This is a genomic window from Bradyrhizobium sp. UFLA03-84, assembly GCF_002289535.1.
GTDB classification, from domain to species: domain Bacteria; phylum Pseudomonadota; class Alphaproteobacteria; order Rhizobiales; family Xanthobacteraceae; genus Bradyrhizobium; species Bradyrhizobium viridifuturi.
This window is the reverse complement of sequence record NZ_NSJY01000018.1, coordinates 68,637-92,965: the sequence shown is the minus strand read 5'-3', so window position 1 is coordinate 92,965 and position 24,329 is coordinate 68,637. Positions and strand designations below refer to the sequence as shown.

Genomic DNA, 24,329 nt, shown 5'->3' with positions numbered 1-24,329 from the left:
ATCATGTTTGATCTCGACGAACTCGAGCGCGCGCACAGGATCGTCGGCACCGCGGTGCCGGCGACGCCGGCGTATGCCTGGCCGTTGCTGGCCGAGCGGCTCGGCACCGAGGTCGTGGTCAAGCATGAGAACCACACCCCGACCGGCGCCTTCAAGGTGCGCGGCGGGCTGGTCTATCTCGAGCGGCTGAAGCGCGAGCGACCCGATGTGCCCGGCATCATCTCGGCGACGCGCGGCAATCACGGCCAGAGTCTCGCCTTCGCCGCGGGGCGTCACGGCGTGCCTGCGGTGATCTACGTGCCATCAGGCAACTCGGTCGAGAAGAACCGCGCCATGCATGCGTTCGGCGCCGAGCTCGTCGAGCACGGCGAAGACTTTCAGGCCGCGCGGGAAGAGGCCGGGCGCCGTGCCCAGTTCGCCGGCCTGCACATGGTGCCCTCGTTCCACACCGACCTGGTGCTGGGCGTTGCGACCTATGCGCTCGAGCTGTTCCGGTCAGCGCCCGACCTCGACATTCTCTATGTGCCGATCGGGCAGGGCTCCGGCATCTCCGGCTGCATCATGGCGCGCGACCTGCTCGGGCTGAAGACCGAGATCGTCGGCGTGCAGTCGACCGAAGCGCCGTCCTACGCGCTGTCGTTTGCCGCCGGAAAGATCGTGACCACCGAGACCAGCAACACCCTGGCCGACGGCATGGCGACGCGGATTCCGGACGCGGAAGCGTTCGCGCTGATCCAGAAGGGCGCATCCCGCATCGTGCAGGTTACCGACGATGAAGTCGGCCAGGCGATCCGCGCCTATTGGACCGACACCCACAATCTCGCCGAGGGCGCGGGGGCTGCGGCGCTCGCGGCCGCGCTGCAGGAAAAGAGCAAGCTCGCCGGCAAGCGTGTCGGCCTGATCCTGAGCGGCGGCAATATCGATTTCGATCTGTTCCGGACCTGGATCGGGACGGATGCTGCGCCGGCCGCCCAGCGGGCGGTGGCGTGAAAAGAATGTAAGGGGACGACCATGAACCAGCCCGCATCCGCCTACTTCCTCGAAGAGCGTCACGATCCCAACGAGACGCACACGCTGTCCGTGCTCGTGCAGAACGAGCCCGGCGTGCTCGCGCGCGTGATCGGACTGTTCTCCGGCCGCGGCTACAATATCGAAAGCCTCACCGTCTCGGAGACCGAGAGCCAGAAACATCTCTCGCGGATCACGATCGTCACCACGGGCACGCCGATGGTGATCCAGCAGATCAAGCATCAGCTCGACCGCATGATCCCGGTCTATCGCGTCGTCGACATGACGCTGACCGGGAGCTCGATCGAGCGCGAGCTTGCGATGGTCAAGGTGAGGGGCGGTGGTGACCACCGCGTCGAGGCGCTGCGGCTGGCGGATGCGTTCCGCGCCCGGGTGATCGACGCCACGACCGAGAGCTTCGTATTCGAGATCACGGGCAATTCGTCCAAGATCAGTCAGTTCATCGACCTGATGCGCCCGTTGGGCCTGGTCGAGGTGTCACGAACCGGGGTGGCCGCGATCACGCGTGGGCCGGAAGGGATGTGAGTCATGTTGGCGCGCGACTGGTACTACACGCAACGGCGGCAGGTCGGTCTCGATACCGCGGTTGCCTCGATCTATGACGTCAGCGAGGACAGCGATGTCCGTGCCCGCCAGGCGCTGACCATGCTCGGCGTCAAGCCGGGCTGGCGGATCGCCGATATCGGCTGCGGCAACGGCGTGCTGGCGACCGAGGCGGCGCTGATGGGCGCCGAGGTCGATGCCATCGACATCTCGCCGGCGATGATCGGGCTTGCCGAGATCTATGCGCGCGACCGCAAGGCCAAGATCCGGACCCAGCCGGCCGGCCTGTTGTCGTTCGCCTACCAGCCGAATTCCTACGATCTGATCGTCAGCGAGTTCACGCTGCATCATCTGCCGGACTTCTGGAAGGCGGTGGCGCTGTCGCGGATCTTCAACGCGCTGAAGCCCGGTGCGAATTTCTATCTGCGCGACATGGTGTTCGTCAGCATGCCCGACGGCGTCGACCGCGATGTCGAGGGCTGGGCCGATTTCTCGATCAAGAACCACGATTTCGAGCGCGAGAGCGTGATGACCCATATGCGCGACGAATACTCGACCTTCGGCTGGGTGATGGAGCGCATGCTGACCGAGACCGGCTTCACCCTGGTCGCCGCCGACTATCACGCGCCGTTGCACGGCACCTATCTGCTGCGCAAACCGAAGCCCGACGAACAGATCTAGAGCATGATCCGGAATGGTGGAAACCGGTTTTCCGAACGGATCATGCTCAGATAAAGATCATCCACCACAGCCAGAACGAAACCAAAGAAGAAGAACAATGAAGCCGGCCGATGTTGGCATCGCCGTCATGGTTGCGGTGATCTGGGGGCTTGCGTTCGTCGCAAGCCGGATCGCGCTCAATGAGTTCTCGCCGGAGCTCATGACGACGCTGCGCTTCGCCATCGCCGCGTTGCCCTGCCTGTTCCTGCGCAAGCCCGATGTCCCCTGGCCGCTGTTGATCGCGATCAGCTCCACGCTGTTCCTTGGCCAGTTCCTCGCCCAGGCCTTTGCGATCGCGCATGGCGTCCCGGTCGGACTTTCCAGCGTGGTGGTGCAGAGCCAGGCGCTGTTCACGATCGCGTTCGCCGCGATCGCCTTCGGCGAGATGCCGACGCGGCCGCAGGCGATCGGCGTCGCGATCGCCGCGCTCGGCCTGTTGATGATCTGCGGCACGGTCGGCTACGACTTCAGCGTCGCCGCGTTTAGCATTCTGATGATCTGTCCGATCAGCTTTGCGATCGGCAATCTCCTGCTGCGGCAGGCGCAGGGCGCGCCGATGTTCGACCTGTTCGCCTGGCTGTGCCTGTCGGCCGCGGTGCCGCTGGCGGTGCTGACCCTGATCAGCAACGGGCCGCAGCCGACCTGGCAGGCGCTGAGCCACATGTCGCTGACCGGGCTCGTCTGCGTGCTCTGCCTCGGCGGCATCTCGACCAGCATCGCCTACTGGCTGTGGGGCCGGCTGCTCCGGGATTACCCGGCCGCGCAGGTGGTGCCGTTCGCGCTGCTGGTGCCGTTCGTCGGCTCCGCCGCCTCCAGCATCGTGTTCGGCGAGACGTTCGGGCCGCTGCGGCTCGCCGGCATGCTCACCGTGATCGGCGGCATCGCGGTGATGCTGCTGTCGAAGCGCCCAAAAGCTCTGCCGAAAGTCGCGTGAGGCACCATGTCGAACTCGCTGCTGTTCGCCTTTGTCGTGTTTGCCGTCGTGATGTTCTTCACCCCGGGCCCCAACAACATCATGCTGCTGTCGTCGGGGCTGACCTACGGCTTCCGCCGCACGGTGCCCCACATCGCCGGCATCACGGTCGGTTTCGCCTTCATGGTCGGCGCGGTCGGCGTCGGGCTCGGGGCCGTCTTCATCGCCTATCCGGTGCTGCAGACCATCCTCAAATATGGCGGCGTCGCCTACCTGGTCTATCTCGCCGCGGTCATCGCCATGGCCGAGCCGCTCTCGGCGGACAAGGATGATGGCCCTGGCCGCGGCCCGATGACCTTCTGGGGCGCGGCCATGTTCCAGTGGATCAATGCCAAGGGTTGGGTGATGGTGATCGGCACCATCACGGCCTATGCGGCGATTGCCGCCTTTCCCTGGAACATCGCGATCCAGGTCGGCCTCAGCCTGATCCTGGGGACGGTGTCCTGCATCGTCTGGGCCCTGTTCGGCACCGCGCTGAGGCCGGTCCTGACCTCGCCCCGGGCGATCCGTGCCTTCAATGTCGTCATGGCCATCCTGCTGCTGGCCTCGCTCTACCCGGTCTTCATGGACGCATGATGCCGCACCGCGCCATGCGAGATGAGGGTTTCCCCTGAGGGGAAAAATGCTCTAGACAACGCCGGAAATTCGCGGGCGCCCGGCGGTTCTGACCTTCCGAAAGCCTGATTCATCGGCCGATTTTGGCCCCCTTCAAACGAGGAAACCACGATGCGAGTTTACTACGATCGCGATGCCGACCTGAACCTGATCAAGGGCAAAAAGGTCGCCATCGTCGGCTACGGCAGCCAGGGCCACGCCCACGCGCTCAACCTGAAGGATTCCGGCGTCAAGGAAGTGGCGATCGCGCTGCGCAAGGGTTCGGCCTCGGCCAAGAAGGCCGAGAACGCCGGCTTCAAGGTGATGGAAGTCGCCGAAGCCGCCAAGTGGGCCGACCTCGTCATGATGCTGACCCCCGACGAGCTGCAGGGCGACATCTATCGCGAGCACCTGCACGACAACATGAAGAAGGGCGCGGCGCTCGTGTTCGCCCACGGCCTCAACGTGCACTTCAACCTGCTCGATCCGCGCGCCGACCTCGACGTGCTGATGATCGCGCCGAAGGGCCCCGGCCACACCGTGCGCTCGGAATATCAGCGCGGCGGCGGCGTGCCCTGCCTGATCGCGATCGCCAAGGATTCGTCGGGCAACGCCCATGACCTCGGCCTCAGCTATGCCTCGGCGATCGGCGGCGGCCGTGCCGGCATCATCGAGACCACCTTCAAGGAAGAGTGTGAGACCGACCTGTTCGGCGAGCAGGTGGTGCTCTGCGGCGGCCTGGTCGAGCTGATCAAGGGCGGCTACGAGACCCTGGTCGAGGCCGGCTACGCGCCGGAGATGGCCTATTTCGAGTGCCTGCACGAAGTGAAGCTGATCGTCGACCTGATCTATGAAGGCGGCATCGCCAACATGAACTACTCGATCTCCAACACCGCCGAATACGGCGAGTACGTCACCGGTCCGCGCATCGTCACGGCCGAGACCAAGGCGGAGATGAAGCGCGTGCTCGCCGACATCCAGGGCGGCAAGTTCGCCCGCGACTGGATGCTCGAGAACAAGGTCAACCAGACCTCGTTCAAGGCGACCCGCGCCAAGCTCGCCCAGCACCCGATCGAGGAAGTCGGCGCCAAGCTGCGCGACATGATGCCCTGGATCAAGAAGGGCGCGCTGGTCGACAAGAGCAAGAACTAAGTGCGGTCTTGCGGGGTGGGTTACGCCTGCGGCTAACCCACGCTGCGCATCGACGATAAAAAAGGGTGGGCAGTCAAACTGCACACCCTTTTTCCTTATCTGCGAATAACGCTGGCGGTCGCTAGCCGGCTGCCATCGGCTGCTTCTCGATCCGGTTGTGCAGCTGCCAGAACCGCACCGTGCGCTGGGCGGTTTCCAGCGACAGTCGGCGGTAGTCGCGTTGCGCGATCTCGAGCGTCGCATGGTCGATCGGGTGCGGCAGCGGCCGCTTGCGCAGGATGGTTTCGACTGTCGGCCAGTTCAGCTTTGCCGAACGGCACGGGATCAGGAGCAGGTCGGAGCGCAGCCCGAGCACCAGGCGCTCGATCATCGCGATCGGCATGTCGTTGAGCACGGCGAGCGCGACCGTGACCTCGTCGAACTTGCCGTCCTCGGCGAACTTGTACACCGCCGCATCGTCGAGCTCGTTGAGCTGCTTCATCAGCTTCACCAGCTCTTCGGCGATGCCGTAGTTGCGGCGCGGGGCGGCGGCCTCTTCCTGCGCGATGTCGTTCAGCACCTGGCTGATCTCCTCGCGCGCGCGGGGCGATGCGATCGCGAGCAGGCGGGCGCGCACGGTGTCCTTGGCGCGCTGCAGCAGGTCGCGCAGCAGCTTGGCCGGAATATCGATGCGCAGTCCGAGGATCTCGACCAGCTCGTCGTCGCCTTCGGCGCGGGCGACGATCGCGGAATAGCCGTTGTCGGAGAACTCAGCGCCGGCGTTCTTGGCGAGGCGCCGGATCACCCGGTCCTCGCCGCGGTCGATGATCACGTCGGTGACGAATGCGGGCAGGTTTTCCCGCGCCGAGATCGCGAACAGATGGTCCTGTCCCTTGCTGCTGGCGATCTCGCGCAGTGCGGCGTTTGAGAGGCGGCTGGAGTGGGTCAACACCTCGCCGGCGACGCCGATATCGTCGTCCCAGGCTAGATGGTGAATCACATCAAACGGCGCATAGTCGAGCGGCGCGAGCCGCTTGCTGAGCTCGGCCCGCGCACGCGTCTCGACGCGCGCGACGAGCAGGCAGAGCACGTCGTCGAACACCTTGACCTGTTCATCGTTGAGGCGGTCGCCGTCGTTCAGGAACAGATCGGTGACCTGCCGCAGCGTCTGCACGCGCTTGGCCGATGTCCCGTCCCGGACCGCATCTTCGAGTTCGGCAATAATCGATTGTGACGCCTGTTGCGCCATCGATGGGCAACCTTGTTTTTCTTGGATGACAACGGACTGCACGATATCGCTAGCGATCTTACACCTGCGTTAAGGTGGAACCCGGTGCAAATACGGGTCCATTGCCATCCTTAACGGGCCGCGACCAGACTTGATCAAATTCGTGCTTTCGGCCCAACGGAAGCCGGTGCCGGTGCAGTGTAAGGAATTGTTTAGGATGTTGCGTGCCGCGCGACCGCGAAGACCTCGATCGATGCGGCGCGCCCGCGCAATTGCGTCGAGCCGAGCGGCTCGACGGCAAGATCAAGGTCAGAGGCAGCAGGCGACGCAATTCGCCCGAGATCAGCAGCGGCCTGCCTGCCTCCTTGCAATGCGCTTGCAGCCGCGCCGTGACGTTCACGGTGTCGCCGAAATAGGCGATCTGTCGCCGAGAGTCCCCGCATTCGGCGATGACGACCGGCCCTGCATGCATCCCGGCACGAAACGTCGGCACCACGCCGAACGCCTTGCGATAGTGATCGGCCCGCTTGGCGAGACGTTTTTCGATGGCGAATACGCAATCGAGCGGGCGCCGGGATGGCGCACCGGCACTAGCCGGCCAGGTCACGATCACTTCGTCGCCCACATAGGCATGAACCTCACCGCCGTGCGCCACGATCGGCCCGTCGATGTCGAAGAAGAAGCGCGTCAACAGCTCCTGCACGCGCAGCTCGCCCATCTGTTCCGCCAGCGTCGTCGAGCCGATCAGGTCGAGAAACAGCAGCACGCGGTCCTCGCGCACCGGGTGGCGATAGCGTCCGAGCATGACATTAAGCAGGGTGCGTCCGCCGATCATCCGGACCAGCTCGTAGATTGCGGTGATAGGGATCGAGAGCAGCAGCGCGACGCCGATGATCTTGAAGAAGGTTTCGCGAAACCACTTCGCCTCGAGCCCATGTCCGTTGAGCGCGACCTCCAGCACGATCGCTGCAACCGCGACAGTGATGGCCAGGATCACGGAGCGCGCAATCAGCTCGACAATGAGCGGCCGCTGCCGCAGCCAGCTGCCACGCGCGACGAGATAAAGGTGCGAGCCCCAGAGGATCAGGGTGATGACGGCGCCCTCGACGGCGCTGCGCAGATAGTTCGCGACGGACGCTTCGTTGGGCTGATCGAAGGCATAGCGAAACAGCCCGCCGACGAGCAGGCCGAACGCGGCCAGAACGATCGCAGGCGTCAGGTTGCGCCGCATGGTCCCTCCATGCCCATGAAATATCCTGCGTGGGCCGGGAACGCCAGCGCGCTGCGAATGAACGGGATGCGCCGCGGCTGCACTCATGTAAGGTCCGCCGGCAATATCGAACGAAAGGGAAGACGGCATGAAATCGGCTCTCACGACAGGCGCGTCGAGCCTCGCTCTCCTGATGGCGGCCGCTTTCATCATCGCCGCGTCCTCGGCCCGGGCCGGCGACCAAGGCGATCCCGAACCGTCCTGCGACGGCAGCACTTATCAGATGGTCGAGTGCCTAAAGGCCAAGACCGCGCAATGGGACAAGCGGATGAACGTCGCCTATCAGCAGGCGCTCAAGGATGCCGCCGGCGACAAGCAGCGCGAGCAGTTGCGCACCGCGCAGCGGCTATGGATCCAGTACCGTGACGCCAACTGTCTGTATTACGACCTCGGCGAGGGCACCATTGCCCGGCTCGATGCCGGCGAATGCATGCGCAGCATGACCGAAGCCCGCGCCAAGGAACTGGAGAATCTCGGCCATCAGTGAGCCATCTTCCGGAGTCAGGACCGCGGTCATGACCGATGGAAAGAGCCAGGACGAATTGACCCAGCTTGCGGAGGAGGCGCTGCGCGCCCAGCCCGGCTGCGAGACTGCGCGCGTGCCGGCGGTCACAGCGCTCCCTGATGCGCAGATCGGGCGCAACTGGGAGATTCCGAACGTCGTGCTCGGCGACAGCCTGATCAGCGACGTCGATCGCGCAGTGCTGTCGGTTCACCGCCAACTCGGCCGCAAGTTTCATCTGGTGTGAGCTGGACCGACCTCAGCCCGCTTGCGCCTGATGCGGCGCGGGCCGCGCTGCCGTGCTGATCATCCTGAGCGCGAACACCACGGCGAGCGGCACGAGAAACAGCGCGTAGAGCGGCATCTCCGGGATCCGCTTGCCGAACGAGACCGTGAACTGCAGCAGCAGATAGTAGCCGCCGATCAGATGCAGCCTACGCCAGGCGCGTGTACCGAGCAGCGCGGCCGTGCGATCGAACGATGTCGCGGTCAGCGCGATGATGACGAGATACCCGATGCCGCCGAAGATGTAGGAGACGATGGAGGTCGCGGCCGCGAAACCGGCCGGATCGAGCATCGCGAACGCGGCGATTGCGACCGCATGGATGGCGTGCGAGGCGGCGAAGGTGACGCCGAGATAACGGCGGTTGCGGCGCTGCCAGTGCGTCCAGGCGCCCGGCCAGAGCCGCGCCAGCGCCGCGGCGGAGAAGGCGAGGCAGAACAACAGCAGCGAGGTCCGTGCCGTGAAGCGGATCACCATCCGCACGCCCTCGACCTCGAACTGCCGCATCGCGGCGATCCAGATCGAAAGCCCGATCAGGGTCAGCGTGAGCAGGCCGAACAGCCGCCAGCCCTCGAACCAGTTTCGACGCGTCGTCATGTCGTGCCTCCCGATGTCTATGTAATCACCAGTTACATTTCGCGATCACGCGCGGTCAACCGTTGTAATCGGTGCTTACATTCACGAGTGGGTGATGCTAGAGAGCATGATCCGGAAAAGTGCGAAGCGGTTTTCCGGCAAAGGTCATGCTCAAACAAAAAGCTAAAGCGCCATGCGCCGCCCCGCCAAAACCCCGCCTTCCGGTCGCCGGCCCGCCAAGCCGCGTCCAGCGCGGGCGCCGGCGCCCAGGCCCTACCATCACGGCGACCTGCGCCGGGTGCTGATCGATGCCGCCATGCAACTGGTCGGCGAGGGCGGGCCGGAGGCGGTCAGCGTGCGCGAGGCCGCCCGCCGCGCCGGGGTTTCGCCGGGGGCGCCGTTCCGGCATTTCCCGAGCCGGGATGCCCTGATGAACGCGGTGGCCGAGGAGGCGCAGCGCCGCTTCCGCGCCGAGATCGAGGCCGCGCTGACTGACGCGCCGGCTGGCGATCCGCTCGGCCGCTTCCGCTGCCTCGGGATCGCCTACCTGCGCTGGGCCATGAACAACCCGACCCATTTCGAGATCATCTCCAGCCGCCGCTTCTTCGACCACGACCGCTCGGCTGCAGTGTCCAGCGACAATGCCGAGTTGATCGGCCTGACCGAGCGCCTGCTGGCGGAGGCATCTTCCGCCGGTCAGCTCGGGATGCGTGATCTGAAGCAAGTCCAGATCGCCGGCCGCGCGCTGGTCTATGGTTTCGCGCGGATGCACATCGACGGCCATTTGCCGCGCTGGGGCGTCGGCGAAGCGGATGCCGAGCGGATGGCCGCCGACATCCTCGACCTCTTCATCGCGGGCATCGCAAGGCCCGCGGCGCCTGCGGCCAAGGTCTGAGGCGCGCCGCGGCGGCAGGGCGGGCAAATTCATTGCGCGTTCATGACGATTCAATTACGATTTTATGACACGGCGCAGACACCGGCTGTGCCGTGTGCCTCCTGGCCGTTGCCAGTCAAGGCCGTGGCATTGCGCCGGGTTGTATTGCGTCCCGTCCATGGCGCCCGCGCCTCAGCAAAATTCCTCGGTTGCCGCACTGGCCGGCGGTCTCGCCGCGATCGGCGTCTGGCGGTTGATGGCGGTGGCCGCGCCGCATCTCGGCGCGCTGATCCTGATGCTGCGGACCGAAACCGATTTCGGCTCGCGGCTGTGCTTCCTGCTCACCTGGGGAATCCTCAACTTCCTGTTCATCACGCTGCTGCGCAAGCCGGCGCTGTCGAGCGCGCTGTCACTGACGCTGGTCGTGGTGCTGGTGCTGCTGTCGCGGTTCAAGCACGACGTGGTGCAGATGACCGCGAACTTCGTCGACCTGATGGTGATCGATCGCGACACCGCGGCGTTCCTGCTCACGATCTTTCCGAACCTGCGCTGGTCGATCATCGGCGCCGGCCTGGTCACGCTGCCCTTGATGTACGCGCTGTGGTGGCTCGATCCGTTCCGCATCCGCCGCCTGCCGGCCGCGGCCGCCTGCCTTGCCTGCACCGCGGCGCTCTCGGGCTATGCCTTTGCCTGGCCTGATGAAGCCTGGCGCGGCTATTACGACGATGGCTATCTGTCAAAATTCGCGCGCTCCGCCGTCACCGCGGCGTCCGACTTCGTCGCCTACGGCTTCATGGAGTCGGATCCTTCCGCGAGCGACCAGCTCAAGATACCTCCGGTCGATGCCTGCCATCCCGCCGGGCGGCGGCCGAACATCATCATGATCCATGATGAATCGAGCTTCGACATCCGTACCGCACCCGGCGTCAAGGTCCCGCCCGGCTATGGCAGCCAGTTCAAGTCCTATGACGGCGTCGAGCGCAAATTCCTCGCCGAGAGCAATGGCGGGCCGAGCTGGTTCACCGAGTACAACGTGCTGGCCGGATTGTCGTCGCGCTCGTTCGGCCGGTTCTCCTATTTCGTCACCCGCATCGCCTCGGGCCGGGTCGAACGCGGCCTGCCGCTGGCGCTGCGCCGCTGCGGCTACGACACGCTGTCGCTGTATCCGGCGTTCGGCGCCTTCATGAGTGCGCGCAGCTTCCAGACCACCACCGGCATCCAGCATTTCTACGACGCGCATGATCTGCATGCGAAGGACGTCGAGCCCGACAGCTTCTTCTACGACAAGGCGCTGAAGCTGATGGCCGAGCAGAAGACGCTCAGCGCGCCGCTGTTCACTTTCGTCTATCTCGCCGCCAATCATTTCCCGTGGGAGACAAGATTCCGTCCGGACCTGCTGCCGGGATGGAAGCGGCCGGGCAACGCGCCGTCGGTCGACGAATATCTGCGCCGGCAGGCGATGAGCGCCAACGACTATGCCGGCTTCGTCGCGGCGCTGAAGAAGAAGTTTCCGGCGCAGCCGTTCCTGATCGTGCGCTACGGCGATCATCAGCCGGAGTTCTCCCCGCAGCTGCTCGATCCCGAGCTCGACGAAGCCGGCATCGGCAAGAAGCTGATGGACTACGATCCGCGCTACTACGCGACATATTACGCGATCGATGCCGTCAACTTCGAGCCGGTGAAGAGCCCCGCGGTGATGGACACGATCGATGCCGCCTATCTGCCGCTGGTGATTCAGGAAGCCGCGGGCATTCCGCTCGATCCCTCGTTCGAGGAGCAGAAGGCGATCATGCTTCGCTGCAATGGCCTGTTCTATTCCTGCAGGGATGGCGCAGAGGCGCGCCGCTTCAACCGCCTGTTGATCGACGCGGGGATTATCAAGGGACTCTAGACTAACGTCGTTAGACGAAGGTCGGCTGCGCGAAGTAGCCAGCATTACTCATTTGTAATTGCCTCGCCGAGATTTCGTCACGATTGGATCGATGATCGGTCGCGCCGCTGCCACGGTGTTCATCAGCGCGCAGCGTCAAATCAACCAATCCCGCCCTTCTTGCAGGAGTGTTTGCCCATGCGAGCGCTCGATGTTGCGCGCCTTGTTGCCGCCTTCGGACTTGCTGTTCCCCTTGCCGTTCCCTCAGCCTATGCCGCAGAGCCGCCTCACGATATCAAGGGGCTCTACATGATGACGGACTATCCGGCCGTCACCGTCAGGCCCGGCACCACCTCCAACATCTCGCTGCGTCTGCAGAATTACGATCTCGGTCCGCAGCGCTACAAGCTCTCGGTCGAAGGCGTGCCGAGCGGCTGGACCGCGACGTTGCTCGGCGGTGGCCAGCCCGTTGCGGCCGCGATGCCCGCGCCCGATTCAAGCGTGCCGCTGCAGCTTCGGCTCGATGTGCCCGCCAACGCCTCGCTCGCCGAGCAGACCCTGACGGTGAAGGCCGAAGGGCAGGGCAGCGAAGCAACATTGCCGATCGTGGTCGCGCTCGCCAAGGAATTGCCGGCAAAACTGACGGTGTCCTCGAAGCTTCCCGAATTGCGCGGCAGCCCGAAATCGAACTTCGAATACACGCTGACCATCAAGAACGACTCTGGCCGCAACCTCGTGGCAAGCTTCGCCGCGGCGGCGCCGCAGAACTTCGAGACCTCGTTCACCGAGGCCTACGGCACCCAGGAATTGTCCTCGATTCCGATCGATGCCGGGCAGTCCAAGGACATCAAGCTCAAGGTGCGGCCGCCGAGCGCGATCGATGCCGGGCATTTCCCGGTCAAGGTCAAGGTCAATGCCGAGGATGCGAGCGCGCAGACCGAGGTGGCGCTCGACGTTGCCGGCCAGCCGCAGCTGCAGCTCTCCGGCCGTGACGGCCTGCTCAGTGCGCGTGCGGTCGCCGCCGAGCAGAGCACGATCCCGGTCGTGGTCACCAACAGCGGCACCGCGCCGGCCGACAATATCGATCTCTCCGCGACGGCACCGAGCGGCTGGAAGGTCACGTTCCAGCCCGCCAAGATCGAGCGGCTGGTGCCCGGCAAGGATACCGAGGTGCAGGCGTTGGTGACGCCGAGCGACAAGTCGCTCGCCGGCGACTACCAGCTCGCGATGCGTGCCACCTCGCGCGGCGAGACGGCGTCGAGCCAGTTCCGCGTCACCGTGAGCACGTCCACCGTCTGGGGCATGGCCGGAGCCGGGGTGATCGGCGTCGCGCTGCTGTTGATGCTGGGCGCCGTTGCGAGGTTCGGACGGCGATGAGCGAACAGCAGAACAACAGCGCCGCAAAGCGGCCGGAGGCCGTCATCGCAGCGCGCGACCTCACCAAGCGCTACGGCAAGACCAGTGTCGTCGACGCGATCAACTTCGATATCGCCAAGGGCGAGGTGTTCGGGCTGCTCGGCCCGAACGGCGCCGGCAAGACCACGACCATCCTGATGATGCTCGGCCTCACCGAGATCTCGGCCGGCCGGGTCGCCGTGCTCGGCTTCGATCCCGCGCGACAGCCGCTGCAGGTCAAGCGGCGGGTCGGCTATCTGCCCGACGCCGTCGGCTTCTACGACCATCTGACCGCGGTGGAGAACCTTGCTTACGCCGCCAAGCTGATGGGGCTCGGGATGGCCGAGCGGTCGCGCCGGATCGCGGCGGCGCTCACTCGGGTGCGTCTGCTCGACGTCGCCGACAAGCGGGTTGCGACCTTCTCGCGCGGCATGCGGCAGCGGCTCGGGCTCGCCGAGATCATCGTCAAGCGCGCCGAGATCGCGATCCTCGACGAGCCGACCTCGGGTCTCGACCCGCAGGCGACGATCGAATTCCTCGACCTGATCCGGGAATTGAAGGCCGAAGGCGTCACCGTATTGTTGTCGTCGCACATGCTCGACCAGGTGCAGCGGGTCTGCGACCGTGTCGCGCTGTTCCGCGCCGGGAAGATCGCGATGATGGGCTCGGTGGCCGAGCTCTCGGTCCAGGTGCTGGGCGCGGGCTTCGTCGTCGAGGTCGAGGCCGACGGCGCGGGTATCGCCCGGCGGCTTGCAGCGATCCCGGGCGTCGGCAACGTCGAGACGCTCGCCGACGACCGCTTCCGAATGACCGCCGACCGCGACGTCCGGGCCGACGCCGCGCGCGCGGTGGTCGCGGCCAACGGCGCGCTGCGGCGGCTCTCGGTCGACGAGCCGAGCCTAGAGGCGATCTACGCTCGTTGCTTCCAGGTCCCCCAGTCAGGAGGCGTGCGCGATGCGGCGTGAAGGTTCAGCATTCCAGGGCGTCGGGGCCGTCTTCGTCAAGGAGCTGTCGGACAACATCTCCAGTGTCCGCATGCTGATGCTCGAGCTCTTGATCGTGTTGACCGCGATGGCGGCGCTCTACGAAGCGATCACGGCGCTGCGTCAGAACACGGCGGAGGATCCGTTCCTGCTGCTGCGGCTGTTCACAGTGAGCCAGGCGCCGCTGCCGTCCTTTGTCGCCATCCTCGGCTTCCTGATCCCGCTGATGGCGATCGGGCTCGGCTTCGACCTGATCAACAGCGAGCACAACCGCCGGACGCTGTCGCGGATCCTGGCGCAGCCGATCTATCGCGACGCGCTGCTGCTCGGCAAATATCTCGCCGGGCTCGCCACCATCGCGATCAGCCTGACCGCGCTGTGGCTGTTGGTGATCGGTCTCGGCCTGATCTTCCTCGGGGTGCCGCCGGGCGGCGAGGAGATCGCCCGCTCGCTCGCCTTCCTGGTGATCGCGATCTTCTATGCCGGGGTCTGGCTGTCGCTCGCGATGCTGCTCTCGATCGTGTTCCGCTCACCGGCGACCGCGGCATTGGTGGCGCTCGGCATCTGGCTGTTCCTCACCGTGCTGTGGCCGATGCTGGCGCCGGCGATCGCGCAGGCCATCGTGCCGCCCGATCCGCGCTTTGCCGCGCTCGGCCTCGATACGCCGGGCACCGCGATCTGGACCCAGCTGCTGCAGCGCTTCTCGCCCAACGATCTGTTCGGCGAGGCGATGCTGGCGGTGCTGTCGCCGACCACGCGCACGCTCGGCCCGGTGTTCCTCGACCAGATCCGCGGCGCGGTGATGGGCGCGCCGCTGCCGTTCGGTCAGAGCGTGATGATCGCCTGGCCGCAGACGGTCGGCCTGATCGCCTGCACCATCGTGCTGTTCGTCGCGGGCTACGTCCTGTTCCAGCGGCAGGAGGTGAGGGCATAAGACGCAAGGCCGCTCAGCGCGGCCGGACCTTCTCCCACAGCCAGCGCGCCACGGCGTCGGGCGACGATGATGCATCGTTGCCCGATGCGCTCAGGTTCGCCTCGCGCATTGCGGCGATGTCGATCTTGCCGAGCAGCGGCCGCAGCGCCGCCTTGAGGGCCTCGTCGTCGCGCCGCTTCGGCGACAGCAGCACGATGGCGTCGTAGGGCGGAATGGCGTGCCTGTCGTCCGCGAGCGTCACCAGGCCGTATTTCGCGATCAGCCCGTCGCTGGTGTAGCCGGCGATGACGTCGACCTCGCCGGAGGCGACCGCGGCATACATGAAATCCGGCTGCATCGTGCGCTGGGCGCGGAATGACAGCCCATAGGCTTTCTGGATGCCGGCCCATTCCGGCCGCGAGAAGAATTCGTAGTCGCCGGCGATCGACATCGTCGCGGCGTGTGAGGCGAGGTCGGCGATCGTATGGATGCCGAGCTGATCGGCGCGGCTCTTCGGCATCACCAGCGCATAGGCATTCTCGAAGCCGAGCTCGCCGAACAGCGTGATGTCCTGCTTGCCCAGCGTCGTCTTCAGCTCGCTCAGGAGCTCGGCGCGGGGCCTGATGTCGCTATGGTGGAACTGATTGGCCCACAGCGTGCCGGAATAGTCGACATAGACGTCGATATCGCCGGCTGCGAGCGCATCGAAGATCACGTTGGAGCCGAGCCCGGCGCGCATCGTCGTCGGCAGTCCGGCCGCTTGCAGCCGCTGCGCCAGCAGCGCCGACAGGACGTATTGTTCGGTGAACGTCTTGGCGCCGACCACGTAGCGCGCCTGCTGGCGCGCAAACGCCGGAACCAGCGTCGCCGCGATCAGCGCGGCAATGCCGAGCCCGCCGAGCGCGGTGCGGACGCGGCTGCGATTGCGCAGCCCGTTTTCGATCAGCGCCAGCAACTGGTCGACGACCAGCGCGAGCACGGCGGCGGCAAAGCAGCCGAACAGCACGAACACCCAGTTCTGGGTTTGCAGACCGGCGAAGATGTAGTTGCCGAGGCTGGTCTGGCCGATCGGCGTCGACAGCGTCGCGGTGCCGATCACCCACACCGCGGCGGTGCGGATCCCCGCCATCATCACCGGCAGTGCCAGCGGCAGCTCCACCATCATGAGCGATTGCCGCGGCGTCATGCCGACGCCTTGCGCGGCCTCCAGCACCGCCGGATCGACGCCCGACAGGCCGGTGATGGTGTTGCGCAGCACCGGCAGCATCGAATAGAGCGCGAGCGCCAGCACTGCTGGCAGGAAGCCGAAGGCGGAAAAACTGAAACCGAGCCATGCTGCGGTCAGCGCCGCGAGCGCCAGCAACAGCGGATAGAACAGCGCGAGCAGCGCCAGGCCCGGCACGGTCTGCACGATGCTGGCAAGCCCGAGCAGCGCGCCGCGCAGCACCGGCCGGTTGCGGGCGATGATCGCAAGCGGCAGGCTGATCAGGAGCCCGAGCGCCAGCGCGGCGACGCTCACCCGGACATGGTTGCCAAGATAGTCGGGCAGATGCGCGAGCGCCTCGCTCCAGCGTGGATCACTCATGCGGTGGCGTCCCGCGGCAGCAATGCGCCGAGCCGCTCGGCCTGTCGCCGCGGCGTCCGCAAGAGTTCGCCGACATAGGCGTCGGTGCTGACCGCAAGCTCCGCAGCAGTGCCCAGCGCGAGCAACCTGCCGCCATGCATGACAGCGACGCGATCGGCCAGCAGCAGCGCCTCGGTCATGTCGTGGGTGATCATGACCGTGGTCAGGCCGAGTTCGCGGTGCAGCGTTCGATAGTCGTCGCCGAGCGCGTCGCGGGTCAGCGGATCGAGCGCGCCGAACGGCTCGTCCATCAGCACGATGCGCGGCTTCGCAGCCAGCGCACGCGCGACGCCGACGCGCTGGCGCTGGCCGCCGGAGAGCTCGTGCGGCAGGCGGTCGCGATATTGTGAGCGATCGAGCCGCACGAGATCGAGCAGCTCGTCGACCCGCGCTGCGATCTCCGCCTGCGGCCAGCCGAGCAGTCTTGGCGTGATGCCGATGTTGCCGGCGACGGAAAGATGCGGAAACAGTCCGCCGCTCTGGAAAACATAGCCGATGCGGCGCCGCAGCAGGATCGGATCGATGCGGCTGACGTCTTCGCCCTCGACGGAGATCCGGCCGCGGTCGGCTTCGATCAGGCGGTTGGCCAGCCTGAGCAGCGTCGTCTTGCCGGAGCCCGAGCCGCCGACAACAGCCAGGAATTCACCCTCGGCGACGTCAAGCGAGACGTCGTCAACCGCCACCACGCGACCATTGTCAAAACTCTTGCCGACACGCGCGTAGGCAATCAGCGGCGTTGCGGGCATTCTCTGGCCATTCCTGGGCGACCTCACGTCTCTCACCATCGCGGACGACAGTGATAGCCCATAAAATGGACTTTGACTCGAGGTGCACGCGCCTGCATCACGCGGTTTCGCAGGCCGTTCCAGTTGGGCAGATGAAGCTGGTCAGCCCCTTCGGGGGCTGTGAGCACACATCACACTTCGTTCTTGGGTACGTATTTGCCCATGATGCACTTATAGCTCTGCAAGCGCCAATCGTGATACGGCCCCTTGGCGAGCCAGTCGGCGATGCCGATTTGGGCATTCACGGCGCAGGCGCCCATGGTGATGCCGGACTGGTCGCTGTTGGTGACGACCTTTTCCATGCAGAGCTGAGCATTGCAGAGGATGGCGACGAGCGTAACGAGCATGATGGTGTTTATCCGTAGGATTAACCCGGTCTGAACCGAATCATGCACGGTTCATGCCATTATCAGCGACTTTGGTGCCGCAGCCGGCAAGACCGGGAAAGTACGGCTGAACGAATCACGCGTTCGCCAGCGCGTAGCCGCACGCCCGCAGATACGCTATAATTGCTCCCCAACTACGACGTGAGATCGGGGCGAGTGAGGAACGTTGCGCGGTCGGGGGCTGCATCGATGATGACGTTACCTGAGTTGGCGGCAGGTGCTTTGGAGAAGTTTCTCGCCACCCATGTCAGCCGCACCTTCGGGGCCTCGCAGGCACGCTTTGGCGAACTCCTGCCAGCTGCCGCGCGTATTGCGCTGGAATGCATCGGCAACAGCGATGCGCTCTATCACAATGTCGAGCACACGATGCTGGTCACGCTCGCCGGGCATGACATCATCCGCGGCCGCGCGCTGCACACCCACGTCACCGCGGAAGACTACACCCACACGATCATCGCCTGCCTGACCCACGACATCGGCTATGTGCGCGGCCTGCTGAAGGGCGATGGACCGGATGGCTACGTCATCGATGCCGCGGGCAACAAGGTGGTGCTGCCGCGCGGCTCGTCGGATGCCGGCCTGATGCCGTACCACGTCGACCGCTCGAAGCTGTATGTGCTCGACAGGCTCGAGGCCGTGCTGCCGCTCGATCGCGAGCGCGTCGCGCGCAACATCGAGGGCACGCGGTTTCCATCGCCCGAAGGCCAGCAATATGACGACGAGGCGGCGATCGTCCGGGCCGCCGATTTCATCGGGCAACTCGGCGACCCCAACTACATCAGGAAAGCCAACGCGCTCTATCACGAGTTCGAGGAAGTCGGCATCAACCGCCAGCTCGGCTATGAATCGCCGGCTGATATCGTCGACCGCTACCCGCAATTCTACTGGAATATGGTTGCGCCGCACATCCAGGGCGCCATCAACTGCCTGAACATGACGGCAAGCGGCCGTCAGTGGATCGCAAATCTCTACAGCAACGTGTTCCGCGCGGAGCGCGAGGTCACACTGTCGGGCCCGCAAATCTGACGCAGGGCAGGAGGGCCGCGGCCTTTCAGCACGGCTAGCCCGGCGTTCCCCGATTGATTGCGGGGGCCTCCACATTTAGGCCCGCTTCTTCGTTGCACAGTCCGCGGAAATCGGCGACCTTGCGCCATCGGCCTCTCCAACGAGCGTGTTCTCGACCGTTTCAGCATGATCTCCCGTTTCGCTCAAATGATTGCGGTTGCCGTCGTCTGCTGGCCTGGGCTCGCGGTGGCTGCCGGCCCGGTCTACGACGTCGACCTGTATGCATTGATGTCCGGCACCTGCCGCAATGTCACCGTCGCCGGCCGCAACTACACCTGCAAGGCGGTGGCCTATTTCCACACCCTGCGCGGCCGCTCCGAATTCACCGTGGTGCTCGACGATCCCGCCGACAAGAGCCACATCGTATCGTTCTCCGGGGAGAGCACCGAGCGCACCCAGGACAATCTGTTCGAGCTCGCGGTCGATCGCATGTTGCTGAAGTCGAGCGACCGTCCGCGTGTCGATGGACTGCCGGTGCCGCTGGTCGAGATGTCGACGGGCTCCTGCCGTCAGGTCGGAAGCTTCATCACCCGCCAGGTGTCCACCATCACCTGCGCGGCCACCGACCAGGGCGGCAAGAAGTACGAGCTGAGCTTCGAGTCGGACGGCTCGCCGATGACATTGCGCCGCTTGCGGCAATCAGCACTGCCGTCGGAACGGCAACGGGCTCGCCAGATCGCGCAGCTCGAATGCCGCCTCAAGGCGCGTGCCGCGCAGGTGCTGCCGCGGGACACGACCGCCTTCATGATCCGATGTCTGGGCGAGGACGACGGCAAGCCGGCCGGCGAACAGCGCTAGCCGGCCCCGGCGGTCTGCACCAAGCTTGAGGAGCACGCGATGCGCTTGAAACTCTACCTGTTCGCCGCCATCGGCGTTTGCATCACCGGGCCAGCCGCCGCGCAAATGTACGATCCGAATTATCCGGTATGCTTGGAGGTCTATGGCGGCCGGCTGACGCCCGAGTACATCGATTGCAGCTTCACGTCGCTTCCGCAATGTCAGGCAACGGCCTCGGGACGATCGGCGACGTGCTCGGTCAATCCCTTCTACAAGGGCCCGAGAACGCAGCCCAAGGAGCAGCGCAAGCGACACCGCCAACCTGCGAATTAGCTTGCCATCGGCACTTCGCCTGCCCGTGATGGTCCGTATGGCGGTCGCGCCGCCCGCGATGTTGACTAACTCCGGTGATTGTGAGGAACCTCCCGTCGCGAGAAGGAGACACCGATGCGCCTGAAACTGTTCGCGATCGCCGCAGCAGCGGTCGCCCTGGCCGGACCTGCCGCCGGGCAGGCCTACGATCCGAATTATCCGGTGTGCATGCATGTTTATGAGGGTCGGCTGGGCGGAAACTACATCAGTTGCAGCTTCACCTCGATCCCGCAGTGCCAAGCCACCGCCTCGGGCCGTAGCGCGATCTGCTCGGAGAATCCCTTTTTCGCGCCGCCGCCGCCCCCGACGCGCCGGGCGCACCGCGGCCGGCATCACGCGCGCTGAAGCGAGAGTGCCGGGCACGTCCAACGTCACCGCAAGACCCGCGCCTCGGAGGAGCCGCACCCAGCCGCTGGCCGCGGTGGCGGGCGCCGTATCAGGTGGACGTTAACGAATCTTCACGATGATACGGGTTCCGTTGGTTGACGGCAGCGTTCGGCAAGGTCGACACGCGAGACGAATTCGGTCACAACTAACGCGATAGTTACCTATTCCATTGCTGGATTCGTCCCGACAGGTCGCATGCCATCTCGCCAGGGCCGGCCAGGTCGACGGCAATCTGGTCGCGTCAAGATTTGCGAAGGAATTCCATGACTGCAAGCTGGGTCAATTCCCTGGTCGACAGCGGCGTCAAGTCGGACATGCTGAACTTTGCGGTGGACGGGGTTTTCACCTACGCCGAAGCTTATGACGTGCTGGCTGACGTCGCCAGCCGCGGCAGCGTGACCACGAATGAGCTGAACTCGCTGCAGATGATTGCGGCCAATCTGAACAGCGGTCTGTCCACATCGGACTATGTCTCACATCTTTTCCTCCAGCTCGTTGATGGGAATCCGGCCAACGCCACCTGGACGGGCGGCAGCACGGTACATGTCACGCTGGGCAATCTGCAGGTCGGCACGACCTCGACGCAGATGTCCGAGCTGATCGGAAAGTGGTTCCTGGGAACCGATCTTCCGGATCCGACCTTGCCGCCGGATGCGAACGGCTGGACATTGCAGGGCTACAGCGCGGTTGTCGGACCGTTGTATTCCTCGGCTGGCGCAGCCTCCGTCAACGATATCTGTCAGGGAGCCGATGGCGATTGCGAACTGATGTCGGGATTGATCGGCGCCGTCGTCTTTCATCCCCAGGTCATGAGTTCCATGATCGTGGACAACGGAAACGGCACCTACGGCGTGCGCTTCTATGTCAATGGTCAGGAGACATGGGAAACCGTCAATAGCGTGTTTCCGATCGTCAGTGGGACCGAGCTCGACTATGCCCACAACTACAATGAGCAACCCACTGCAATGTGGGTCGCCTTGGTGGAAAAAGCGTACGCGCAGCTCAGTGCAACCGGGCAGATCGGGCACCCGGCGGTCAACAGCTACAACAACATCTCCGCGGATCCTCCGACCGACGTCCTGGAGAATCTGACCGACGCGACCAGCGTCAACTATTACATGAGCAGCGCGTCCAATTGGTATAGCAACAAGTCCGTCTATATCGCTGCGCTCGCCAGCTACGATGACGTCATCCTCGAGATTCCTTCGACGTCGCCGTACACCTATGACAGCGCCGGAAAGATCCAGCTGGTCCCGGATCATGCCTTCGGAGTCGTGGGCTATGACAGCGCGACGGGCAATTTCATCGTTCGCAATCCATGGGGCAACAGCTATCCCGGCCAAAACTGGGATGTGCAATTCGAAGTATCGCTCACCCAGATCGCCAGCGAGGACGGCGACTTCGTCATCGACAATTCCGGCGCCGTCGATGTCGCGCCGACCGTGGTCGTATCCAACATCACCGGCCGCGTGCAAACCTCGCTTGCAGCATCGTCCATCTTCTATGTGACGAGTGGCGGCCTGCCGGTGACCGAGTATGCGCTTTGGGACTCCACCGGTAACGGCCACTTCACCGTGGGCGGAGTGGCGCAGGCGAGTGGAGTCGAGATCGACGTCGCTGCTTCGCAGTGGTCCAGCATCGCCTATCAGTTCGGTCCCGCGAGCGACCAGCTGTGGGTGCGGGCGTTCAATGGCGTACTCTGGAGCGCCTGGACACAATTCACGGCAACTCCGGAAGGGCCCGTCGAGACGGTCGCAAACGTGGCGGCAGCGCACGGCCAGAGCTTTGCCGGGTCGTCGCTGTTCACCTATTACGACCCGTTCGGCCTCGCAGCCACCGAATACGATGTCTGGAACGCCGGGACCGGAGGCGGCCACTTCGTTCTGAACGGGGTGGCGCTTGCCGCCAATCAGGACAACTACCTCACGGCCGCGCAGCTGTCGTCATTGACCTATCAATCGGGCTCGGGCGCGGACACGCTCTGGGTCCGCGCCAACGATTCGACGGTGTGGGGACAGTGGTCGAATTCCTTCACCGTCACCGCTCCGGTCGACAGTGGTCCGGTCGAGGCGGTGTCGAACATCGTCGCGCCCCACGGCCAGAGCTATGCGGGCTCGTCGCTGTTCACCTACAGCGATCCGTTCAATAGCGCTGCGACCCAATATGACGTCTGGGACACCGGTGCCGGAGGCGGCCACTTCGTTCTGAACGGGGTGGCGCTGTCGGCCAACCAGGACAACTACATCACGGCCGCGCAGCTGGCGTCGCTCAGTTATCAATCCGGCTCCGGCACTGACACGCTCTGGATCCGCGCCAATGACGGCACGGTGTGGGGCGCGTGGTCGAGCGCCTTCACCGTTTATGCGCCCTTCGACAGCGGGCCCGTTGAGACGGTGTCGAACATCATCGCGCCGCACGGCCAGAGCTATGCGGGCTCGTCGCTGTTCACCTACAGCGATCCGTTCAATAGCGCTGCGACCCAGTATGACGTCTGGAACACCGGGACCGGAGGCGGGCACTTCGTTCTGAACGGCGCGGCGCTGTCGGCCAATCAGGACAATTACATCACGGCCGCGCAGCTGGCGTCGCTCAGCTATCAATCCGGCTCCGGCATCGACACGCTCTGGATCCGCGCCAATGACGGCACGGTGTGGGGGGCGTGGTCGAGCCCCTTCACCGTCAATGCTCCGGTCGACAGCGGTCCCGTCGAGACGGTATCGAACATCGTCGCGCCCCACGGCCAGAGCTACGCCGTCTCGTCGCTGTTCACCTACAGTGATCCATTCAACAGCGCCGCGACCCAATACGACGTCTGGAACACCGGCACGGGAGGCGGGCACTTCGTTCTCAACGGGGTGGCGCTGTCGGCCAATCAGGGCGACTACATCACGGCCGCCCAACTGGCGTCGCTCAGCTACCAGTCCGGCTCTGGCGCGGACACGCTGTGGGTTCGTGCGAACGACGGCACCGTCTGGGGGGCATGGTCGAGCGCCTTCACCGTGACCGCGCCGCTCGATAGCGGGCCCGTCGAGACGGTGTCGAACGTCATCGCGCCCCACGGCCAGAGCTATGCGGTCTCGTCGCTGTTCACCTACAGCGATCCGTTCAACAGCGCTGCGACTCAATATGATGTCTGGGACACGGGCGCAGGTGGCGGGCACTTCATTCTGAACGGAGTGTCGCTGTCGACCAACCAGGACAATTACGTCACGGCTGCTCAGCTGGCGTCGCTGAGCTATCAATCCGGTTCGGGAGCGGACACGCTGTGGGTCCGCGCCAATGACGGCACCGTCTGGGGAGCATGGTCGAGTGCCTTCACCGTGACCGCGCCGGTCGATAGCGGTCCGGTCGTGACCCCGACCAATTCAAGCACGCTGTCCGTCCAAGGCCAGACCTTCGCGGTGTCCTCGCTGTTCAGCTATTCGGATCCGTTCGGCAGTTCCGCGACATCGTATGATGTCTGGAACAGCGGCGGCGGCAACGGCTACTTCACGCTGAACGGTGTCACGCTCGGAGCAAATCAGGACAACATGGTCTCGGCCTCGCAGCTCTCCCAGCTTGCGTATCACGTCGGATCAGGCACCGACACGCTGTGGATCAAGGCCAATGACGGGACCGTCTGGGGCGCCTGGTCTAGCGCCTTCACGATAAGCGATCCCTCGATCGTTCCGGCCGGACAGACCCTCGAGCTTCCATCAGCAAGCTCGGCGCAAATCTCCTTTGCGTCGGACTCCGGGACGCTCAGGCTCGACGACCCCGCCGGCTTCTCCGGCACCGTCGCCGGGATGACGGGCGCCGACGCGATCGATTTCGCCAACATCAATTTTGCGGCCGGCCAAACCGTGGGCTTTACCGGCAACAGCGCGGGCGGATCGGTCACGGTCTCGGACGGCGTTCATGCCGCCAGCATCGCCCTGCTCGGAAACTACATGGCATCCACCTTCGTCGCCGCGAGCGATGGACATGGCGGCACCGCCATCATGGTGCATCCCGATCAGGTCGCCACGCTCGCCCCGCCGCAACATGCGTGAGCGGGGCTGCAGCCGTAA

The 24,329-nt window shown here is 64.9% G+C and carries 25 protein-coding genes; 18 read left to right on the top strand and 7 right to left on the bottom strand.

Annotated elements, in window-relative coordinates; genetic code table 11:
• The first annotated feature begins 3 nt into the window (after positions 1-3).
• The 6 genes from CK489_RS37145 to ilvC all read left to right on the top strand — a co-directional run bounded on the left by CK489_RS37145 (position 4) and on the right by ilvC (position 5,011).
• On the top strand, positions 4-990 hold the full coding sequence (locus CK489_RS37145; protein WP_050628420.1) for a threonine dehydratase: 987 nt from the start codon (positions 4-6) through the stop codon (positions 988-990).
• A gap of 21 nt (positions 991-1,011) precedes the next feature.
• Positions 1,012-1,554, top strand: coding sequence for an acetolactate synthase small subunit (gene ilvN, locus CK489_RS37140; protein WP_016841057.1), 543 nt, complete (start codon positions 1,012-1,014; stop codon positions 1,552-1,554).
• A gap of 3 nt (positions 1,555-1,557) precedes the next feature.
• Positions 1,558-2,253: a class I SAM-dependent methyltransferase gene (locus tag CK489_RS37135; protein WP_050628421.1), complete on the top strand. Its 696-nt coding sequence runs from the start codon at positions 1,558-1,560 to the stop codon at positions 2,251-2,253.
• A gap of 97 nt (positions 2,254-2,350) precedes the next feature.
• Entirely contained in the window at positions 2,351-3,226 is an 876-nt protein-coding gene (locus CK489_RS37130; RefSeq protein WP_050628422.1) for an EamA family transporter, read from the top strand.
• Between the two features lie 6 nt (positions 3,227-3,232).
• Positions 3,233-3,841, top strand: coding sequence for a LysE family translocator (locus CK489_RS37125; RefSeq protein ID WP_095735820.1), 609 nt, complete (start codon positions 3,233-3,235; stop codon positions 3,839-3,841).
• A gap of 150 nt (positions 3,842-3,991) precedes the next feature.
• A complete protein-coding gene (gene ilvC / locus CK489_RS37120) occupies positions 3,992-5,011 on the top strand; it encodes a ketol-acid reductoisomerase (RefSeq protein WP_028342350.1) in 1,020 nt (339 codons plus the stop codon).
• Between the two features lie 121 nt (positions 5,012-5,132).
• On the opposite strand, the gene CK489_RS37115 is transcribed toward ilvC, so the two are convergent.
• Both CK489_RS37115 and CK489_RS37110 read right to left on the bottom strand, forming a co-directional pair.
• Entirely contained in the window at positions 5,133-6,239 is a 1,107-nt protein-coding gene (locus tag CK489_RS37115) for a DUF2336 domain-containing protein (RefSeq protein ID WP_050628424.1), read from the bottom strand.
• A gap of 58 nt (positions 6,240-6,297) precedes the next feature.
• Positions 6,298-7,449 carry an adenylate/guanylate cyclase domain-containing protein gene (locus CK489_RS37110; RefSeq protein ID WP_245350689.1) on the bottom strand — a complete coding sequence of 384 codons (1,152 nt, stop codon included), beginning with the start codon at positions 7,447-7,449 and terminating at the stop codon, positions 6,298-6,300.
• A gap of 127 nt (positions 7,450-7,576) precedes the next feature.
• On the opposite strand from CK489_RS37110, the gene CK489_RS37105 reads away from it, so the two are divergent.
• Together CK489_RS37105 and CK489_RS37100 are read left to right on the top strand one after the other, a co-directional pair.
• Entirely contained in the window at positions 7,577-7,975 is a 399-nt protein-coding gene (locus tag CK489_RS37105) for a lysozyme inhibitor LprI family protein (RefSeq protein ID WP_244486132.1), read from the top strand.
• A gap of 28 nt (positions 7,976-8,003) precedes the next feature.
• A complete protein-coding gene (locus CK489_RS37100; protein WP_050628426.1) occupies positions 8,004-8,237 on the top strand; it encodes a hypothetical protein in 234 nt (77 codons plus the stop codon).
• A gap of 12 nt (positions 8,238-8,249) precedes the next feature.
• Here CK489_RS37100 and CK489_RS37095 read toward each other — a convergent pair whose 3' ends face one another.
• Complete coding sequence (locus tag CK489_RS37095) at positions 8,250-8,870, bottom strand: hypothetical protein (RefSeq protein WP_095735819.1); 621 nt, start codon at positions 8,868-8,870, stop codon at positions 8,250-8,252.
• 172 nt (positions 8,871-9,042) lie between these two features.
• On the opposite strand from CK489_RS37095, the gene CK489_RS37090 reads away from it, so the two are divergent.
• The gene (locus CK489_RS37090; RefSeq protein ID WP_095735818.1) at positions 9,043-9,744 is read left to right on the top strand and encodes a TetR/AcrR family transcriptional regulator; all 702 of its coding nucleotides are present in this window, start codon (positions 9,043-9,045) and stop codon (positions 9,742-9,744) included.
• Positions 9,745-9,901: 157 nt separating this feature from the next.
• Entirely contained in the window at positions 9,902-11,614 is a 1,713-nt protein-coding gene (locus CK489_RS37085; RefSeq protein WP_095735817.1) for a sulfatase-like hydrolase/transferase, read from the top strand.
• 10 nt (positions 11,615-11,624) lie between these two features.
• Here CK489_RS37085 and CK489_RS41600 read toward each other — a convergent pair whose 3' ends face one another.
• Complete coding sequence (locus tag CK489_RS41600; RefSeq protein WP_157860913.1) at positions 11,625-11,762, bottom strand: hypothetical protein; 138 nt, start codon at positions 11,760-11,762, stop codon at positions 11,625-11,627.
• A gap of 29 nt (positions 11,763-11,791) precedes the next feature.
• Between CK489_RS41600 and CK489_RS37080 the strand changes: the two genes are divergently transcribed.
• The 3 genes from CK489_RS37080 to CK489_RS37070 are packed head-to-tail and all read left to right on the top strand — an operon-like array spanning position 11,792 to position 14,905.
• Positions 11,792-12,970 carry a COG1470 family protein gene (locus CK489_RS37080; RefSeq protein ID WP_050628429.1) on the top strand — a complete coding sequence of 393 codons (1,179 nt, stop codon included), beginning with the start codon at positions 11,792-11,794 and terminating at the stop codon, positions 12,968-12,970.
• Positions 12,967-13,953, top strand: a complete 987-nt coding sequence (locus tag CK489_RS37075; RefSeq protein WP_050628430.1) for an ABC transporter ATP-binding protein — start codon at positions 12,967-12,969, stop codon at positions 13,951-13,953. The genes CK489_RS37080 and CK489_RS37075 overlap by 4 nt, the downstream gene beginning before the upstream one ends.
• Complete coding sequence (locus tag CK489_RS37070) at positions 13,943-14,905, top strand: ABC transporter permease (protein WP_050628431.1); 963 nt, start codon at positions 13,943-13,945, stop codon at positions 14,903-14,905. Before CK489_RS37075 ends, CK489_RS37070 begins: the two co-directional genes overlap by 11 nt.
• Before the next feature lie 13 nt (positions 14,906-14,918).
• Here CK489_RS37070 and CK489_RS37065 read toward each other — a convergent pair whose 3' ends face one another.
• From CK489_RS37065 to CK489_RS37055, 3 genes are all read right to left on the bottom strand, one after another.
• Positions 14,919-16,469 carry an ABC transporter permease/substrate-binding protein gene (locus CK489_RS37065; protein ID WP_095735816.1) on the bottom strand — a complete coding sequence of 517 codons (1,551 nt, stop codon included), beginning with the start codon at positions 16,467-16,469 and terminating at the stop codon, positions 14,919-14,921.
• Entirely contained in the window at positions 16,466-17,254 is a 789-nt protein-coding gene (locus tag CK489_RS37060) for an ATP-binding cassette domain-containing protein (protein WP_095735815.1), read from the bottom strand. The genes CK489_RS37065 and CK489_RS37060 overlap by 4 nt, the downstream gene beginning before the upstream one ends.
• 170 nt (positions 17,255-17,424) lie before the next feature.
• Positions 17,425-17,640 carry a hypothetical protein gene (locus tag CK489_RS37055; RefSeq protein WP_021077148.1) on the bottom strand — a complete coding sequence of 72 codons (216 nt, stop codon included), beginning with the start codon at positions 17,638-17,640 and terminating at the stop codon, positions 17,425-17,427.
• A gap of 228 nt (positions 17,641-17,868) precedes the next feature.
• On the opposite strand from CK489_RS37055, the gene CK489_RS37050 reads away from it, so the two are divergent.
• The 5 genes from CK489_RS37050 to CK489_RS37030 all read left to right on the top strand — a co-directional run bounded on the left by CK489_RS37050 (position 17,869) and on the right by CK489_RS37030 (position 24,311).
• Complete coding sequence (locus CK489_RS37050) at positions 17,869-18,705, top strand: hypothetical protein (RefSeq protein ID WP_050628434.1); 837 nt, start codon at positions 17,869-17,871, stop codon at positions 18,703-18,705.
• A 165-nt stretch (positions 18,706-18,870) separates the two neighbouring features.
• A complete protein-coding gene (locus CK489_RS37045; protein ID WP_245350687.1) occupies positions 18,871-19,542 on the top strand; it encodes a hypothetical protein in 672 nt (223 codons plus the stop codon).
• 39 nt (positions 19,543-19,581) lie between these two features.
• On the top strand, positions 19,582-19,854 hold the full coding sequence (locus CK489_RS37040; protein ID WP_050628436.1) for a DUF3551 domain-containing protein: 273 nt from the start codon (positions 19,582-19,584) through the stop codon (positions 19,852-19,854).
• Positions 19,855-19,968: 114 nt separating this feature from the next.
• On the top strand, positions 19,969-20,238 hold the full coding sequence (locus CK489_RS37035; RefSeq protein WP_050628437.1) for a DUF3551 domain-containing protein: 270 nt from the start codon (positions 19,969-19,971) through the stop codon (positions 20,236-20,238).
• Between the two features lie 305 nt (positions 20,239-20,543).
• Positions 20,544-24,311 (top strand): C2 family cysteine protease, encoded by a 3,768-nt coding sequence (locus CK489_RS37030; RefSeq protein WP_095735814.1) that lies wholly within the window; start codon positions 20,544-20,546, stop codon positions 24,309-24,311.
• The last annotated feature ends 18 nt before the right edge of the window (positions 24,312-24,329 follow it).

What these genes read in the sequence shown, in the direction of transcription:
- CK489_RS37145 (WP_050628420.1), top strand. Translation starts at nt 4, where the DNA reads ATGTTTGATCTCGACGAACTCGAGCGCGCGCACAGGATCGTCGGCACC.
- ilvN (WP_016841057.1), top strand. Translation starts at nt 1,012, where the DNA reads ATGAACCAGCCCGCATCCGCCTACTTCCTCGAAGAGCGTCACGATCCC.
- CK489_RS37135 (WP_050628421.1), top strand. Translation starts at nt 1,558, where the DNA reads ATGTTGGCGCGCGACTGGTACTACACGCAACGGCGGCAGGTCGGTCTC.
- CK489_RS37130 (WP_050628422.1), top strand. Translation starts at nt 2,351, where the DNA reads ATGAAGCCGGCCGATGTTGGCATCGCCGTCATGGTTGCGGTGATCTGG.
- CK489_RS37125 (WP_095735820.1), top strand. Translation starts at nt 3,233, where the DNA reads ATGTCGAACTCGCTGCTGTTCGCCTTTGTCGTGTTTGCCGTCGTGATG.
- ilvC (WP_028342350.1), top strand. Translation starts at nt 3,992, where the DNA reads ATGCGAGTTTACTACGATCGCGATGCCGACCTGAACCTGATCAAGGGC.
- CK489_RS37115 (WP_050628424.1), bottom strand. Translation starts at nt 6,239, where the DNA reads ATGGCGCAACAGGCGTCACAATCGATTATTGCCGAACTCGAAGATGCG.
- CK489_RS37110 (WP_245350689.1), bottom strand. Translation starts at nt 7,449, where the DNA reads ATGCGGCGCAACCTGACGCCTGCGATCGTTCTGGCCGCGTTCGGCCTG.
- CK489_RS37105 (WP_244486132.1), top strand. Translation starts at nt 7,577, where the DNA reads ATGAAATCGGCTCTCACGACAGGCGCGTCGAGCCTCGCTCTCCTGATG.
- CK489_RS37100 (WP_050628426.1), top strand. Translation starts at nt 8,004, where the DNA reads ATGACCGATGGAAAGAGCCAGGACGAATTGACCCAGCTTGCGGAGGAG.
- CK489_RS37095 (WP_095735819.1), bottom strand. Translation starts at nt 8,870, where the DNA reads ATGACGACGCGTCGAAACTGGTTCGAGGGCTGGCGGCTGTTCGGCCTG.
- CK489_RS37090 (WP_095735818.1), top strand. Translation starts at nt 9,043, where the DNA reads ATGCGCCGCCCCGCCAAAACCCCGCCTTCCGGTCGCCGGCCCGCCAAG.
- CK489_RS37085 (WP_095735817.1), top strand. Translation starts at nt 9,902, where the DNA reads ATGGCGCCCGCGCCTCAGCAAAATTCCTCGGTTGCCGCACTGGCCGGC.
- CK489_RS37080 (WP_050628429.1), top strand. Translation starts at nt 11,792, where the DNA reads ATGCGAGCGCTCGATGTTGCGCGCCTTGTTGCCGCCTTCGGACTTGCT.
- CK489_RS37075 (WP_050628430.1), top strand. Translation starts at nt 12,967, where the DNA reads ATGAGCGAACAGCAGAACAACAGCGCCGCAAAGCGGCCGGAGGCCGTC.
- CK489_RS37070 (WP_050628431.1), top strand. Translation starts at nt 13,943, where the DNA reads ATGCGGCGTGAAGGTTCAGCATTCCAGGGCGTCGGGGCCGTCTTCGTC.
- CK489_RS37065 (WP_095735816.1), bottom strand. Translation starts at nt 16,469, where the DNA reads ATGAGTGATCCACGCTGGAGCGAGGCGCTCGCGCATCTGCCCGACTAT.
- CK489_RS37060 (WP_095735815.1), bottom strand. Translation starts at nt 17,254, where the DNA reads ATGCCCGCAACGCCGCTGATTGCCTACGCGCGTGTCGGCAAGAGTTTT.
- CK489_RS37055 (WP_021077148.1), bottom strand. Translation starts at nt 17,640, where the DNA reads ATGCTCGTTACGCTCGTCGCCATCCTCTGCAATGCTCAGCTCTGCATG.
- CK489_RS37050 (WP_050628434.1), top strand. Translation starts at nt 17,869, where the DNA reads ATGATGACGTTACCTGAGTTGGCGGCAGGTGCTTTGGAGAAGTTTCTC.
- CK489_RS37045 (WP_245350687.1), top strand. Translation starts at nt 18,871, where the DNA reads ATGATCTCCCGTTTCGCTCAAATGATTGCGGTTGCCGTCGTCTGCTGG.
- CK489_RS37040 (WP_050628436.1), top strand. Translation starts at nt 19,582, where the DNA reads ATGCGCTTGAAACTCTACCTGTTCGCCGCCATCGGCGTTTGCATCACC.
- CK489_RS37035 (WP_050628437.1), top strand. Translation starts at nt 19,969, where the DNA reads ATGCGCCTGAAACTGTTCGCGATCGCCGCAGCAGCGGTCGCCCTGGCC.
- CK489_RS37030 (WP_095735814.1), top strand. Translation starts at nt 20,544, where the DNA reads ATGACTGCAAGCTGGGTCAATTCCCTGGTCGACAGCGGCGTCAAGTCG.